Consider the following 14,213-nt stretch of genomic DNA (forward strand, 5'->3'; position numbering starts at 1 on the left):
GACGCGGCGTCTGTTTTCATGGGCGGGCCCCCTGTGATCTCCGTGGAAGGACCCCGCCCTGAACACCCCGCTCGCCGAGGCACTGTCCGCCGCTCTGCTGGTCGCCGTGCTGGCCTGGGCCGTCGTACGGCCCTTCGGGTGGCCGGAGGCGGTCATGGCCGTGCCCGCCGCCGGCATCGCGGTCGCGGCCGGCGCGATCCCGCTCGAACACGCCCGGGCCGAGGCCGAACGGCTCGGCCCGGTGGTCGGCTTCCTGGCCGCCGTCCTGGTGCTCGCCCATTTCTGCGATGCCGAGGGACTGTTCCGGGCGTGCGGGGCCTGGACGGCGCGGTGGGCGGCGGGCCGGCCGGTGCGGCTGCTGACGGCCGTGTTCGCGCTGGCGTCGGCCATCACCGCCGTGCTCAGCCTCGACGCGACGGTCGTCCTGCTCACCCCGGTGGTCTTCGCCACGGCCGCGCGGACCGGCGTACGGCCCAAACCGCACGTGTACGCCTGCACGCACCTGTCGAACACGGCGTCGCTGCTGCTGCCGGTGTCCAATCTGACGAACCTGCTGGCGTTCGCGGCCAGCGGGCTGAGCTTCACCCGGTTCGCGGCGCTGATGGCGCTGCCGTGGCTGGCCGCGATCGGCGTGGAGTACCTGGTGTTCCGGCGTTTCTTCGCCCGGGACCTGACCGCGGCCGCCCCGACGGGCCGGGACGCCGGCGCCGCGCCCCGGTTGCCGCTGTTCGCGCTGGTGACCGTCGGGGGCACGCTGGCCGGGTTCGTGGTGGCGTCGGCGTTCGGTGTGGACCCCGCGTGGGTGGCCGCGGCCGGCGCGCTGGTGCTGGCCGGGCGGGCGCTGCTGCTGCGGCGGGCGAGCCCGCTGACCGTGGTGCGGGCGGCGGCGCCGGGCTTCCTCGCGTTCGTCCTGGCGCTGGGTGTCGTGGTGCGGGCGGTGGTCGACAACGGCCTCGCGGACGTGCTCGGCCACGTGGTGCCGGACGGCACCGGGCTGCCCGCGCTGCTCGGCCTCGCGGCGCTGGCCGCGCTGCTGGCCAACCTGATCAACAACCTGCCCGCGGTGCTGGTCCTGCTGCCGCTGGCGGCGCCCGCCGGGCCGGGGGCGGTGCTCGCCGTGCTGCTGGGCGTGAACATCGGCCCGAACCTCACCTACGCCGGATCGCTGGCCACGCTGCTGTGGCGGCGGATCGTGCACCAGCACGAGCACGACGTGGACCTCGGCGAGTTCACCCGGCTCGGACTGCTCGCCGTGCCGTCCTCCCTCGCGGTCGCGGTGGTGGCACTGTGGGGTTCGCTGCGGATCCTGTGACGCGCGCGTGAGCCGGAGGAGGCCGAGGGATGCGAGTGATCGCCTGGCTCGTGGAGGGCACCTGGCCGGCCTGCGTGGACGCGGTGCGCGCCCACGCGCCGGACGACGCCGAGGTGGTGCTCCTGCATGTGAGCGGCGCCGATGTGCCCGGGGTGGCGCACGGCGCCTTCGCGGGGCTGTTCGGCCGCGCCCATCCGCGCGGGCACCGGGACGAGGGCTGGGGCAGCGATCCGGGTGACCGGGTGGAGGCGCTGGGCGGCACGTCCGCGGCCGCGCTGCTGGACACCGCGGCCGAGCGGCTGGGCCGCCCCTGCGCCCGCGAGGAGCGGTCGGGCCGGGTCGAGCGGGAGGTGGTGGCCGCCGCCGAGGGGGCCGGTCTGCTGGTGCTGGCCCGGGACGGGGACCGGTCCCGGCTCGGCCCGAAGAGTCTCGGCCCGGCCGTCCGGTTCGCCGTCGACCACGCGCCCTGCCCGGTGCTGCTGGTGTGGCCGGAACCGGCGCCGGGGCTGGCGACGATCCCGCCCCCGCCGCCGCACCGCCCCTGACTCAGCGGCGGTGGCGCCCGCCGCCGCGTGCTCTGCCGCCGCCCCGGTCGCAGTACTCCGGGTACGCCGTGCACGGGTCGGCGGTGGCGGTCGGCGGGGGCGCCGGTGCGGACCCGGCCGTGGCCGTGGTGGGCTCCGGCGTCGTGGGCCCGGACGGCTCCGTGGTGGCCCGCGGGGAGCCGCCGGGGGACGCGGCGGCCGTCGGGACCGGGGCGCCGTGGCCGTCCCAGCCCACGTTCTCGATCCGCAGATCCGGCTGGGCGGTGTCGACGGCCCAGCGCTGGGCGGTCCCCGCGGCGCGGTTCTTGAGCACCAGGGCGCCGGAGCCGTCGGTGGCGGCGGGGGTGAGGGCCAGCCGCCGGTCCGCGCGGGGCACGAGGACGCCCTGGGGGGTGAAGTCGTAGCGGAGGGTGGGGGCGGCCTGCCCGGTGGCCGCGCAGGGCGCGAGGCGCACGGAGTAGCCGAGGCGGGAGTCCAGGCACAGACCGGGGTCGGCCGCGTTGCGCAGCAGCCCGTCGCTCTCGTACGTCCACTGCCGGGCGGGGGCGGCGGAGCAGTCGGCGAGTTCCGTCTCGGCACCCTCGACGGCCTTCTCGCCGACGACGCCGACGCACAGGCCGGAGGCGAGGTTGCGCAGTCCGCCGCGCAGGGTGCCGTGCCCGGCGGTGTCCGCCCCGGCCGCCCAGGAGGCGCCCGGGGAGGGTGTGTCCCCGCCCGGTGTCCGGGAGGACGGGCCGGCGGCACCGGTGGGCGGGGCCTCGCCGGGGCCGAGCGCCGACCACAGCACCAGCGGCAGGACGACCAGACCGCTGACGGTGGCCACGGCCAGGGCGAGGTTGCGGCGCCGGGCACGCCGGGCGGCGCGGTGGGCGGCGCGGCCGGGGGCGGCGGGAGGCGGGGAGCCGGCCGGCCGGGTGCGCGGGCCGGCCGCGCCGCGGGCGGCGGACCGGCCGCGTGGGGCGGTCCCGCCGCGGCGGGACCGGTCGCGGGCGGAGCCCGCACCGCGGTCGGCGGGTTCTGCCGGGCCGGCTGTCCCGGCGGCGGTGGGCACGGTGGGCTCGAACGGTTCTCCGGGGAGGGGCGCCACGGTGGCGGGAGCCGGTGCGGGGGGCTCCTCGGCGCGCTCCGCCCGGGACTCGACGTAGTCACGGGCGCCCCAGCCGAGGACCGCCTCGGCGAGGGCGAGGCCCAGGTCGTCGTCGAAGAGGGCGAGTTGGCCGGCGGTGCGGCCGCAGTGGGCGCAGCCGGCCAGGTGCTGCCCCAGGTCCGGGTCCATGCCGCTGCCGCCGCGCCGGAAGGTGACGTCGAGCATGCGCAGGTAGCGCCGGCACTCGGCCTCGGGGGCCAGTTCCCGGTGGACCTGGAGGCACTCCTCGCGGAGCCGCTCACGGGCGCGGCTCAGTTCCACGCGGACGCCGTCCTCGTCCAGACCCAGCAACGCGGCGGGAACGCCGGGGGGTTCCGCCTCGACCACGGTGTGCCACAGCACGGCGCGGGAGGTTTCGGGCACCCGCTGGAACGCGCGGGACAGCAGCCGCCGGCCGGGCGGCGGCAGCAGCCGGGCCGCGGCGCGCTCACCGCTGCCGTCGTCCGCGCGCAGGGCGGGGTGCAGGAGTTCCCGCCGGCCGTCGGTGTCCCACTCGGCCGCGATCCGGCGGACGGTGACCAGCACCTCGGGCCGCCAGGCGGCACTCGGGCCGGTCTGCCGGAGCGAGGCGCCGAAGAGGCGGGTGAAGGCGGCGGTGGTGAGCATGCCCGCGGCGCGCGGGCCGTCGGCGCACAGCCGGGCGTAGGCGAGGGCTGCCGCCCAGTGCCGGTCGAGGAGTTCACCGACGGGGTGGAAGGCGGGTGACGGTCCCGTCCAATTCCTCAGTTCGGCGCTCAGTCTTTCGTCCGACGGGCCCGCCTGGCTCACGGTATTCCTCCGAACGCATTACCTGGAAAAAGTCCATACCAAAAGATATGGCGAGGGGGCAGGGCAGCGAGAACGGCCCACCCGAGGCGGCACACTTTTACACAACCGCGCACACGCGAACAAGGGATCTTCGGATTCTCCGTATTACCGTCGGCCATTTTTCCCTTATTGACGAACAGTCAAAAGCTGTCGGCTTTTCCGCGGCACCGCGGTACGCGGTCCCGTGCGGCGCGCGGGACCGCGCCGCACGGGACCGCCGGCCGGTCAGTGACCGCTGACCGCGCGCGGGGTGTAGGGCTGCTCCAGCTCCTCGATCTCCTCGGCGGTCAGCCGGAGCCCGACGGCGGCCACGGCGTCCTCGATGTGCTGCGGCCTGGCCGCGCCGACGATGGGGGCGGCCACCGTGTCCCGGTGCAGCAGCCAGGCGAGGGCCACCTGGGCGCGGGGCACGCCCCGCCGGGCCGCGATCCGGCCGACGGCGGCGACGATCGCGCCGTCGCTCTCCAGGTACAGCCGGCTGCCGAAGTCGTCGGCGGCGCTGCGCTCGGTGGCCGTGCCCCAGTCGCGGGCGAGCCGGCCCCGGGCGAGCGGGCTCCACGGCAGCACGGCGACGCCCTGGTCCGCGCAGAGGGGCAGCATCTCCCGCTCCTCCTCGCGGTAGAGCAGGTTGTAGTGGTTCTGCATGGACACGAACTTCGTCCAGCCGTGCCGCTCGGCGGTGTACTGCGCCTTGGAGAACTCCCACGCGTACATCGAACTGGCCCCGATGTAACGGACCTTGCCCGCCTTGACCAGATCGTGCAGCGCCTCCATCGTCTCCTCGACCGGTGTGGCGTGGTCGTAGCGGTGGATCTGGTAGAGGTCGACGTAGTCGGTGCCGAGGCGGCGCAGGCTGTGGTCGATCTCGGTCATGATGGCCTTGCGGGACAGGCCGGCGCCGTTCGGCCCCGGCCGCATCCGGCCGTTCACCTTCGTCGCCAGCACGATCTCGTCACGGTCGGCGAAGTCCCGCAGGGCCTTGCCGACGATCTCCTCGCTGGTGCCGTCGGAGTAGACGTTGGCGGTGTCGAAGAAGTTGACGCCCGCCTCCAGCGCCTGCCGGATCAGCGGACGGGACGCCTCCTCGTCGAGCGTCCACGCGTGCGTGCCGCGGTCCGGCAGCCCGTAGGTCATGCAGCCCAGACAGATCCTCGAAACGTCCAGGCCCGTCGAACCGAGCTTCACGTACTGCATCGTTGCTGCTCCTGCCTTCGCCGACGATGGTCGGCGCCGAGCCTACGACGTGGCCGGGGGCGGACTTGACGGCTCTCGCGTGCGGGCGCTTTGATCTCGGAACGTGCCGCGCCGCCCGGCGTGGGCAGGATGGAGCGGACTTGCCCCCCACGGGTGTTCACCGCGCCGGGAGGCCGCGTTCGGCCCTGGGCGCCTTGTCGGCAGCGCTGCTCGTCGCGGTGACGGCGCTGGCCGGCTGTTCCTCCGGCGACGACGGGCGGGGCGGTTCCGCGAAGCCCGCCGCGGTGCGACTGCCCCCGCGGGGCGCCGGGTTCGACTACCAGATCGGCGGTGCCTATCCCCCGCCCGTCGGCGTGCGGATCGTCAGCCGCGACCGGTCCGACTCCCCCGCCCGGGGCCTGTACAACATCTGCTACGTCAACGCCTTCCAGGCCCAGCCCGCCGAACGCTCCTCCTGGCCTGCCGACCTGCTGCTGCGCGACGCGCACGGCAGGGTCGTCATCGACGAGGACTGGAACGAGCCGCTGCTCGACATCCGCACCCCGGCCAAGCGGGAGCGGGTGGCACGGCGGGTCAACCGGTGGATCGACGGCTGCGCGGACAAGGGCTTCGACGCGGTGGAGCCCGACAACTACGACAGTTACACCCGCTCGCACCGGCTGCTCGGCGCGGCCGACGCGATCGCCTTCATGACCCTGCTCTCCCGGCACGCGCACTCCCGTCAGCTGGCCATCGCGCAGAAGAACACCGCGGAACTGGCCGGGCGGCGGGGGCGGGCCGGGCTGGACTTCGCGGTGGCGGAGGAGTGCGGCCAGTACGACGAGTGCGAGGTCTACGCGAAGGCGTTCGACGACCGGGTGGTGGACGTCGAGTACACCGACGGCGGGCTGCGCGCGGCCCGCGCCCGCTGGGGCGACCGGCTGAGCGTCGTGCGCCGGGACCGGGACGTCTCCACCCCGGGCACCGCCGCGTACGTGCGCAAGGTGCGCTGAGGGGTGCCGCTCGTGAGGGGTGTTCCCCGTGAGGGGTGTTCCCCGTGAGGGGTGTTCCCCGTGAGGGGTGTTCCGCGCATCCGTTCCGCCGGCCGGGCGGGCCGGCGGAACGGGTGTGCGCGGTCGATCAGCCGGCGCTGTCCCGCACGGTGATCGCGCTGACCGGGCAGGCGTGGGCCGCCGCCCGGACCATCGGATCGCCCGCGCCGTCCTCACGGCCGGGCAGGAGGGTGCTGTAGCCGTCGTCGTCCTGGGTGAAGACGCCCGGCGCGGCCAGGGCGCACTGCCCGGCGCCGATGCAGACGTCCTTGTCGATGTCGATGTGCATGAGCGAAGCCTCTTACCAGGCCACGGGGAGTTCCAGCATCCCCTGGATCGTGTCGCCGGGTTTGAACGGAATGTCCTCCGGCGGAGCGGCCAGCCGCAGTCCGGGCAGCCGAGTGAACAGGCTGCCGAGCGCGATCTCCAGTTCCGCGCGGGCCAGGTTCTGGCCCAGGCACTGGTGGATGCCGAAGCCGAACCCGAGGTGGTGGCGGTCGGGCCGGTGGAAGTCGAGCGCGTCGGGGTCGTCGTACACCGCGGTGTCACGGTTGATCAGCGAGGTCGCGAAGAGCACGCCGTCCCCGGCCCGGATCGTGGTGCCGTCGATCTCGATGTCCTCCAGCGCCACCCGCAGCAGCCCGTCGGCGATGGACAGCATCCGCATCAGCTCCTCGACGACGGCGGGGAGCAGCGTCGGGTCGGCGCGCAGCTCGGCCAGCCGCTCGGGGTGCTGGAGCAGGGTGTAGGTGCCGAGGGAGATCATGTTGGCGGTCGTCTCGTGGCCGGCGACCAGCAGGATGATGGCGAGCGACACGAGGTCGGCGCGGTCCAGCTCGCCCTCGCCGAGCCGCTGGCGGACGAGGTCGTCGAGGATGCCGTCGCCGGGCTCGGCCTGCTCGGCCTTGGCGTCGATCAGCCCGCCGAGGTACTCCTCCAGCCGGTCGCGGGCGTCCTCGGTGTCGTCGGCCGTCGGGCCGCGCAGCAGCCTGCGGGACTGCTCCTCGAAGAACTCGTGGTCGGCGTACGGCACGCCGAGCAGGCCGCAGATCACGGTCGACGGCACGGGCAGCGCGAAGGCGGAGACCAGCTCGGCGGGCGAACCCCGCTCGATCATCGCGTCGAGCAGCCCGTCCACGACGCGCTGGATCCAGGGGCGCAGCCCGGCCGCGCGTTTGACCGTGAACGGCGGGATCAGCATCCGCCGCTGCCGCTGGTGTTCGGGGTCGTCCACCCCGAGCAGCGCCACCGACCGCCGCCGGGTGGCGGCGAAACGGGCGGTGGGCATGGGGAAGCCGGGACGGCGGCGGTCGGTGGACAGACGGGGGTCGGCGAGCAGGGCGCGGGCCGCGGCCTGGGCGGTGACCGTCCAGACCTCGCGGCCGTCGAAGAGGGTGACCCGGGACAGGGGGCGCCCGTCGCGCAGCGGCTCGTATCCGGTGGGCGGGTGGTAGGGGCAGGTGCGGTCCTGGGGGAAGGCCACGGGGACGGCCGGGCCGGTGACGTCCGTCAGTTCCGTCATGGAAAGACCTCGCAGACGAAGGAAGTGCGTGGTGCCGATCTTCATTAGATGCCCCAGGCACCTATGGGTCGACGTCAAGTTCGGCCACTTCAGTGTCATCTCGTGATGTGGCCGAGGCATCTCGGGTCGGAGGGGCGGGAACCGGCCGCCGGCCGTCACCGCGTCGGCAGGGGCCGCGCGCGGTAGGGATGAAGGAGACGGCCACCGGTGTTCCACAGGTGACGGAGAGCAGTCGGACCGACGAAGGGGACGGAGAGAACATGCCTCTGGAGGGTGAGTACGAGCCCAGCCCGACGCAGTGGGTGCGCGAGCAGGTCGAGCTGTACGAGAGCTCCGGCGGGACCGAGGGGACGACGCTGCGCGACACCGGCCTGCCGGTGATCGTGCTGACCACCCTGGGCGCGAAGAGCGGGAAGATCCGCAAGACGCCGTTGATGCGTGTGGAGCACGAGGGGCGGTACGCGGCGGTGGCCTCCGTCGGCGGTGCGCCCAAGCACCCGGTCTGGTACTTCAACGTGAAGTCCGAACCGCGGGTCGAGCTCCAGGACGGCCCGGTGAAGCGGGAGATGCGGGCCCGTGAGGTCACCGGGGCGGAGAAGGCCGAGTGGTGGGAGCGGGCGGTGGCCGCGTACCCGCCGTACGCCGACTACCAGCGCAAGACCACCCGGGAGATCCCGGTCTTCGTGCTGGAGCCGCTGGACGGGAGCTGATCCTGTGGGATCGACCCGGCGGGGGCCGGACCCGCGGGGAAGCGGGTCCGGCGGGAGCTGATTCAGGCCGGGAACCGGTCGCTTTTCAGAAAAATCTGTTTCGAGGGCGTGTGAACCGTCTTCGGGGCGGGCACTCGTGCGTCAGGCCCCGCCGCGTTCCCCCGTCGCGGCGGGGCCCTTTTGTGCCTCGCCGGCCCGCCGGTCGGTGACGTCGAGGAAGACCTGGTCGGTGTCGGGGAACATCCGGGCGATGGACCGCTTGATGCGTACGGCGACCTCCTCCACCCGTTCACTGTCCAGGCCCGGCACCAGGTCGACGCGGGCCGCGACCAGGGTGGAGTCGAGGCCCATCTTCATGGTGTACAGCGCCTCCACGCTGTCGATCTCGGGCTGGGCCCCGAGCACCGCCCGGATCCTGCCGCTCAGCTCCGGGTCCACGGCCTCCCCGATCAGCTGGTCACGGGCGTCCCGGCCGAGGCGGTAGGCGACGTAGACGAGCAGCACGCCGATCGCCAGCGAGGCCGAGGCCTCCCAGACCACCTGCCCGGTCGCCATGTGCAGGGCCATCCCGATCAGCGCGAGGGTCACGCCGAGCACCGCCGTGCCGTCCTCGGCGACCACCGTGCGCAGCGCGGGGTCGCGCAGCCCGCCGAGGCCGCCGCCCTGCCGGCGCACCTGGTGCAGGGCGCGCAGCAGCGACAGGCCCTCGGCGACCAGGGCCACGCCCAGCACGATCAGGCCCGCCACATAGCCGCTGAACTTCTCCTCGGCGCCGCCGCGCAGGGCCTCGAAGCCCTGGAAGAAGGAGAAGCAGCCGCCCATGACGAAGATGCCCACGGCGGCGAGCAGCGACCAGAAGAAGCGCTCCTTGCCGTAGCCGAAGGGGTGCCGGGAGTCCGCCGGGCGGCGGCTGCGGCGCAGCGCGGCCAGCAGGAAGACCTCGTTGAGGCTGTCGGCGACCGAGTGCGCGGCCTCGGACAGGAGTGCGGGCGAGCCCGCGAGGACACCGCCGACCGCCTTCGCCACGGCGATCACCAGGTTGGCGACGAGCGCCACGAGGACGGTGACCCTGGTCTGCCGGTCGGCCTTGGCGTCGGCGCGGGTGCCGGCCCCGCCACCGGAGCGCCCGCCGTCCACGGCGCGGTCCGGTGCCGTCCGCGGCTCCGCGGGGGGTGCCGGCGGTGTGCCCTCGGCCGTGGCGCCCGCCAGGGACACCTGGGGGTCCGCGGGGGGTGCCGGCGGTGTGCCGTCGGGCGCGGGGCCCGCCGGTGAGGCTTCCGGCCCCCTGGCGCGTGCGGGCGGCCCTCCGTCCCGCGCCAGGCGCCCCTGTGGTGTCTGCCTGCCCTCGGCCGTGCGTGCGGCCGTCTCCCGTTCCGAGGATGTCCCACTCATCTCTCGCCGGTTGCCCGCGCGCGGACGGCTCACACCGTGCGGTCCGCCCGAAACGGGGAACGCGTCGGCCAGGAGAAGCGGCGGCGAGGAGGAGACATGGGCGGCGACGGCAACAGTTCCTACGGCCACCGGGCGTTCACCCGGTCCCGTAGCCACTTCCGCGACCGGATCACCGCCGACGGCCGGGACGGCTGGCCGGTGGAGGCGGGCCGCTACCGGCTGGCGGTCTCCCGGGCCTGTCCCTGGGCGAGCCGGGCGGTGATCTCGCGCCGGCTGCTGGGCCTGGAGGACGCGCTGTCGATGGCGGTCGCGGACCCGGTCCAGGACGACCGCAGCTGGCGCTTCACGCTGGACCCGGACGGCCGGGACCCGGTGCTCGGGATCCGCTTCCTGAGCGAGGCGTACGAGCGGCGGGAACCCGGCCACCCGGGCGGCGTGAGCGTGCCGGCCGTGGTGGACGTCCCCAGCGGACGCCTGGTCACCAACGACTACCAGCAGCTCACCCTGGACCTGGCCACCGAGTGGACGGCCCTGCACCGCCCCGGCGCGCCGGACCTGTACCCGGCCGGGCGCCGGGAGGAGATCGACGAGGTGATGGCCGAGGTCTACCGGGACGTCAACAACGGTGTGTACCGGGCCGGGTTCGCCACCCGCCAGGAGGAGTACGAGGAGGCGTGCGCCGGGGTGTTCCGGCGGCTGGAACTGCTCGGCGAGCGGCTGTCCGGACAGCGGTATCTGGTCGGCGACACCCTGACGGAGGCCGACATCCGGCTGTTCACCACGCTCGTCCGGTTCGACGCCGTCTACCACGGCCACTTCAAGTGCAACCGGTGGAAGCTCGCGGAGCATCCGGTGCTGTGGGCGTACGCCCGGGACCTGTTCCAGACGCCGGGCTTCGGTGACACGGTCGACTTCGACCACATCAAGCGGCACTACTACCAGGTGCACACCGGCATCAATCCCACCGGGATCGTGCCGCTCGGTCCGGATCTCGCGGGCTGGCTGGGTCCGCACCACCGCGAGGAGCTGGGCGGACGGCCCTTCGGGGACGGGACGCCGCCGGGGCCGGTGCCCCCGGGCGAACGGGTGGCCCCCGAAGGACGGCCTGCATGAGGCCCTCCTGACGAGGAAGTAGTCACACATGGCCAAGAACAAGAAGAAGAAGCTCCCTCTCGTCTACCAGCCGGTCGGATTCGTGCTCAGCTGGGCGGGCGGCGCGCTGGCCGGTATGGCCTTCCGCAAGGCATGGATGGCCATCCGGCACGAGGAGGACGCACCCGACGCCCTGGACCCGGACCGTGGCTGGGGCGAGATCCTGCTGGCCGCGGCCGTGCAGGGCGCGATCTTCGCGGTGGTCCGCAGCGCCGTGGACCGCGGCGGGGCGAAGGTCATCGCCCGGTCGACGGGTGTGTGGCCGGCGACCGACAAGGGCGGTCGCGACTGAGCGGGCCGGACCGTTCCAGGAGCCGGGCCGGGCGGGCACCCCTCACGCCCACCGGCCCGGCTCCACCACCGGCGCCCATGCTCCCGGCACCGGGGCCGGACCCCGGTGCCGATCACCACGGCAGCTCCGGTCTTCACGGCCGACGACAGCCGCGATCACCACGGCCGGCGCCGGCCCGGGTGTCCTCCGTTCCTTCGGTGCCCTCCATGCCGGCCCTCCGTGCCGTGCCCTCCGTGCCGTGCCCGCCGTCAGCCCTGCTTCGGGGCCGTGGCCGGCAGGAGTCGCAGGGTGAAGGAATGGCCGGCGGGGTCGGCGTAGCCGCGTTCCTCGTACGGTCCCGCCGCGTCCTTCGTCTCCAGCGGGCGGCCGCCCAGGGCCACCACCCGCCGCTCGGCCTCGTCCAGGTCCTCGACCAGGAAGTCGAGGTGGGCCTGGAGGGAGTTCTCGGGGCGCGGCCAGCTGGGCGGGGTGGCGTTGACGTCCCGCCGGCAGGCCAGCCGGACCCCGTCGGCGCCCCGGACCTCCACGATGTTCGCGGAGGCGTGGGTTCGCTCCCCTTCCAGCAACTCCCTGTAGAACTCGGCGAGTTTTTCGGGTTCGGCGCAGTCGAGCACCACCACGCCCGCCTTCACCAGTGCCATGGATCCTCCCGGGATGTGTCCTCCTGCAGCGGATATCCCGGGCCGCCGGATTCAGTCGGCGAGCAGCCACCGCCCGTCGCGCATCAGTTCCCGCCCGCTCAGCTCGTTCGCCTCGCGCCAGGCCTGGATCCGCTGCGGCAGGACGATGAAGTACAGGTGGCGGGTGGCCAGCCGGCGGGGGTCGAAGCCGGTCTTGCCGGCGAATACCTCGGCGTCCTCCTCGGGCAGGTCCTCGGGTGTCACCGCCCGGACGGTGCCCTCGACGAGGACGACGTCACGCGTGGGCCCGATCCCCAGACGCGCCCTGCCGGTGGCCACGAGGTTGCGGCCGGTGGGGCTGTCGGCCGGGGTGGCGAGCAGCAGCGAGGTGCCGTCCCACACGAACGACAGCGGTACCAGGTACGGGGCGCCGCCGTCGGGCGCGGCGGTGGCGACCCACGCGTCGACGTCGTTCTCCAGCCGGTGGAGGGTGTCCTGCTTGCGCTGCTCCGCGGTGCGGGCGGGGGGCGGGGTCATGTCGTACGGCCTCCTCTGGTGATCACTGCGCTCAGTGTGGCCGGGCCTGCCCGGTCCGCGCACGGAGTCGCCGCGGGTGTGTCCGGGCGGCGCGCGGAAAGGGGCGGGGCGGCCGGAGAGGGCCGGCACGCGGGGGAGCCGGGGTGCGCGGGGCGGGCGCCGCGGCACGGGGAACCGGGGCTTATGACAACACCGTTGACCCGTCGGGCGTCCGGGGCGTTTCATGTCCGGTCACTGCCGATCGAACCGACCAGGAAAGGCACCATGCGCGCTGATCTGCTGTTCACCGGCGGCCCCGTCCTGACCCCCGGGGGCCGTACCGCGACCGCCGTCGCCGTCGCCGCGGGCCGTGTCCTCGCGGTCGGCGGCGAGGAGCTGCGCGACCTGGCCGGGCCGGGCACGGACGTGGTGGACCTGGACGGGCGGCTGCTGCTGCCCGGCTTCCAGGACGCGCACGTCCATCCGGTGCCGGCCGGGCTGGAGATGACCCGGTGCGATCTGACCGGCACGGCGACGGCCGAGGAGACCGTGGCCGCCGTACGGGCGTACGCCGACGCGCACCCGGAGCAGGAGTGGATCCTCGGCGGCGGCTGGTCGATGGAGGCGTTCGCGGGCGGAACGCCGGCCAGGGAGCTGCTGGACGCGGTCGTCCCGGACCGGCCGGTGTACCTGCCCAACCGCGACCACCACGGCGCGTGGGTCAACAGCCGGGCGCTGGAGCTGGCCGGGATCGGCCGGGACACGCCCGACCCGGCCGACGGCCGGATCGAGCGGGACGCCTCCGGTGCGCCGGGCGGCACGCTGCAGGAGGGTGCGATGCAGCTGGTCGGCCGGCTCACCCCGCCCGCCACCCCCGCCGAGCGGCTGGCGGCGCTGCTGCACGCCCAGCGGCACCTGCACGCCCTCGGCATCACCGCCTGGCAGGACGCCCTGGTCGGCGACTTCCTCGGGATGGACGACCCGGCCCAGGCGTACCTCACCGCGGCGCGGGACGGTTCGCTCACCGCGCGGGTCACGGGTGCGCTGTGGTGGGACCGGGAGCGCGGGGCCGAGCAGATCCCCGAACTCGTCGAGAAGCGGGCCGCGTCGGGCGTGGGGCGGTTCCGGGCGGGCACGGTGAAGCTGATGCTGGACGGTGTCGCCGAGAACCACACGGCCGCGCTGCTCGAACCGTACCTGGACCGGTGCGGCTGCGTGACGGCCAACCGCGGCACGAGCTTCATCGACCCCCGTCGGCTGCCCGCGTACGTCACCGAGCTGGACGCGCTCGGCTTCCAGTGCCACTTCCACGCGCTGGGCGACCGGGCCGTACGGGACGCGCTGGACGCGGTCGAGGCGGCCCGGGCGGCCAACGGGCCGGGCGACACCCGCCCGCACCTCGCCCACCTGCAGGTCGTGCACCCGGACGACGTGCCCCGGTTCGCCCGGCTCGGTGCCACTGCGAACATCCAGCCGCTGTGGGCCGCGCACGAGCCGCAGATGGACGAGCTGACGATCCCGTTCCTCGGACCCGACCGGGCCGCGCGGCAGTATCCGTTCGGCGCGCTGCTGCGCTCCGGGGCCCGGCTCGCGGCGGGCAGTGACTGGCCGGTGAGCAGCCCCGACCCGCTCCAGGGCGTGCACGTCGCGGTGAACCGGGTGGAGCCGGGCGGCACCGGGCCGGTGTTCCTGCCGGAGGAACGGCTGGACCTCGCCGACGCGCTGACGGCGTACACGGCCGGGTCGGCGTACGTGAACCACCTGGACGACACCGGCCGGATCGCGGCCGGCGCGCTCGCCGACCTGGTGGTGCTGGACCGTGACCCGTTCGCCGGTCCGCCTCAGGCGATCTCGGACACCCGGGTGGCGCTCACCTACGTGGGGGGTGAGCTGGTGTACGCCGCCGGCTGAACCGCCGGCCCGGTGCTCCGCGCCGGGCGAGCCGCCGAGCCGGCTCGCCGGGACCCTCCTGC

At 74.5% G+C, this 14,213-nt stretch carries 14 protein-coding genes; 7 read left to right on the plus strand and 7 right to left on the minus strand.

Annotation, left to right across the window (positions count from 1 at the left end; all coding sequences use genetic code 11):
• The first annotated feature begins 58 nt into the window (after positions 1 to 58).
• Positions 59 to 1,312, plus strand: a complete 1,254-nt coding sequence (locus ABZ576_RS09425; RefSeq protein WP_360738399.1) for an SLC13 family permease — start codon at positions 59 to 61, stop codon at positions 1,310 to 1,312.
• A gap of 29 nt (positions 1,313 to 1,341) precedes the next feature.
• The gene (locus tag ABZ576_RS09430) at positions 1,342 to 1,857 is read left to right on the plus strand and encodes a universal stress protein (RefSeq protein WP_360737943.1); all 516 of its coding nucleotides are present in this window, start codon (positions 1,342 to 1,344) and stop codon (positions 1,855 to 1,857) included.
• 1 nt (position 1,858) lies between these two features.
• On the opposite strand, the gene ABZ576_RS09435 is transcribed toward ABZ576_RS09430, so the two are convergent.
• On the minus strand, positions 1,859 to 3,772 hold the full coding sequence (locus ABZ576_RS09435) for a ricin-type beta-trefoil lectin domain protein (protein ID WP_360737945.1): 1,914 nt from the start codon (positions 3,770 to 3,772) through the stop codon (positions 1,859 to 1,861).
• A 264-nt stretch (positions 3,773 to 4,036) separates the two neighbouring features.
• Positions 4,037 to 5,005 (minus strand): aldo/keto reductase, encoded by a 969-nt coding sequence (locus ABZ576_RS09440; protein ID WP_360737947.1) that lies wholly within the window; start codon positions 5,003 to 5,005, stop codon positions 4,037 to 4,039.
• Positions 5,006 to 5,145: 140 nt separating this feature from the next.
• Between ABZ576_RS09440 and ABZ576_RS09445 the strand changes: the two genes are divergently transcribed.
• On the plus strand, positions 5,146 to 5,997 hold the full coding sequence (locus ABZ576_RS09445) for an endo alpha-1,4 polygalactosaminidase (RefSeq protein WP_360737950.1): 852 nt from the start codon (positions 5,146 to 5,148) through the stop codon (positions 5,995 to 5,997).
• Positions 5,998 to 6,124: 127 nt separating this feature from the next.
• Here the strand turns inward: ABZ576_RS09445 and ABZ576_RS09450 are convergent, their stop codons facing one another.
• Complete coding sequence (locus ABZ576_RS09450) at positions 6,125 to 6,325, minus strand: ferredoxin (protein WP_360737952.1); 201 nt, start codon at positions 6,323 to 6,325, stop codon at positions 6,125 to 6,127.
• Positions 6,326 to 6,337: 12 nt separating this feature from the next.
• Positions 6,338 to 7,558, minus strand: coding sequence for a cytochrome P450 (locus tag ABZ576_RS09455; protein ID WP_360737955.1), 1,221 nt, complete (start codon positions 7,556 to 7,558; stop codon positions 6,338 to 6,340).
• Between the two features lie 260 nt (positions 7,559 to 7,818).
• Here ABZ576_RS09455 and ABZ576_RS09460 point away from each other — a divergent pair, with 260 nt between their 5' ends.
• On the plus strand, positions 7,819 to 8,268 hold the full coding sequence (locus ABZ576_RS09460; protein ID WP_360737957.1) for a nitroreductase family deazaflavin-dependent oxidoreductase: 450 nt from the start codon (positions 7,819 to 7,821) through the stop codon (positions 8,266 to 8,268).
• Positions 8,269 to 8,409: 141 nt separating this feature from the next.
• Here ABZ576_RS09460 and ABZ576_RS09465 read toward each other — a convergent pair whose 3' ends face one another.
• Positions 8,410 to 9,405 (minus strand): cation diffusion facilitator family transporter, encoded by a 996-nt coding sequence (locus ABZ576_RS09465; protein ID WP_360738402.1) that lies wholly within the window; start codon positions 9,403 to 9,405, stop codon positions 8,410 to 8,412.
• Positions 9,406 to 9,756: 351 nt separating this feature from the next.
• Here ABZ576_RS09465 and ABZ576_RS09470 point away from each other — a divergent pair, with 351 nt between their 5' ends.
• Positions 9,757 to 10,773, plus strand: coding sequence for a glutathione S-transferase C-terminal domain-containing protein (locus tag ABZ576_RS09470; RefSeq protein WP_360737959.1), 1,017 nt, complete (start codon positions 9,757 to 9,759; stop codon positions 10,771 to 10,773).
• Positions 10,774 to 10,801: 28 nt separating this feature from the next.
• Positions 10,802 to 11,104, plus strand: a complete 303-nt coding sequence (locus ABZ576_RS09475) for a DUF4235 domain-containing protein (protein ID WP_360737961.1) — start codon at positions 10,802 to 10,804, stop codon at positions 11,102 to 11,104.
• A 248-nt stretch (positions 11,105 to 11,352) separates the two neighbouring features.
• Here ABZ576_RS09475 and ABZ576_RS09480 read toward each other — a convergent pair whose 3' ends face one another.
• Together ABZ576_RS09480 and ABZ576_RS09485 are read right to left on the minus strand one after the other, a co-directional pair.
• Entirely contained in the window at positions 11,353 to 11,745 is a 393-nt protein-coding gene (locus ABZ576_RS09480; protein ID WP_360737963.1) for a VOC family protein, read from the minus strand.
• A 51-nt stretch (positions 11,746 to 11,796) separates the two neighbouring features.
• A complete protein-coding gene (locus ABZ576_RS09485) occupies positions 11,797 to 12,261 on the minus strand; it encodes a pyridoxamine 5'-phosphate oxidase family protein (RefSeq protein ID WP_360737965.1) in 465 nt (154 codons plus the stop codon).
• A 264-nt stretch (positions 12,262 to 12,525) separates the two neighbouring features.
• Between ABZ576_RS09485 and ABZ576_RS09490 the strand changes: the two genes are divergently transcribed.
• On the plus strand, positions 12,526 to 14,151 hold the full coding sequence (locus ABZ576_RS09490; RefSeq protein ID WP_360737967.1) for an amidohydrolase: 1,626 nt from the start codon (positions 12,526 to 12,528) through the stop codon (positions 14,149 to 14,151).
• Positions 14,152 to 14,213 lie beyond the last annotated feature (62 nt).

The organism is Streptomyces sp. NPDC013455 (genome assembly GCF_040632975.1).
Lineage (GTDB): Bacteria > Actinomycetota > Actinomycetes > Streptomycetales > Streptomycetaceae > Streptomyces.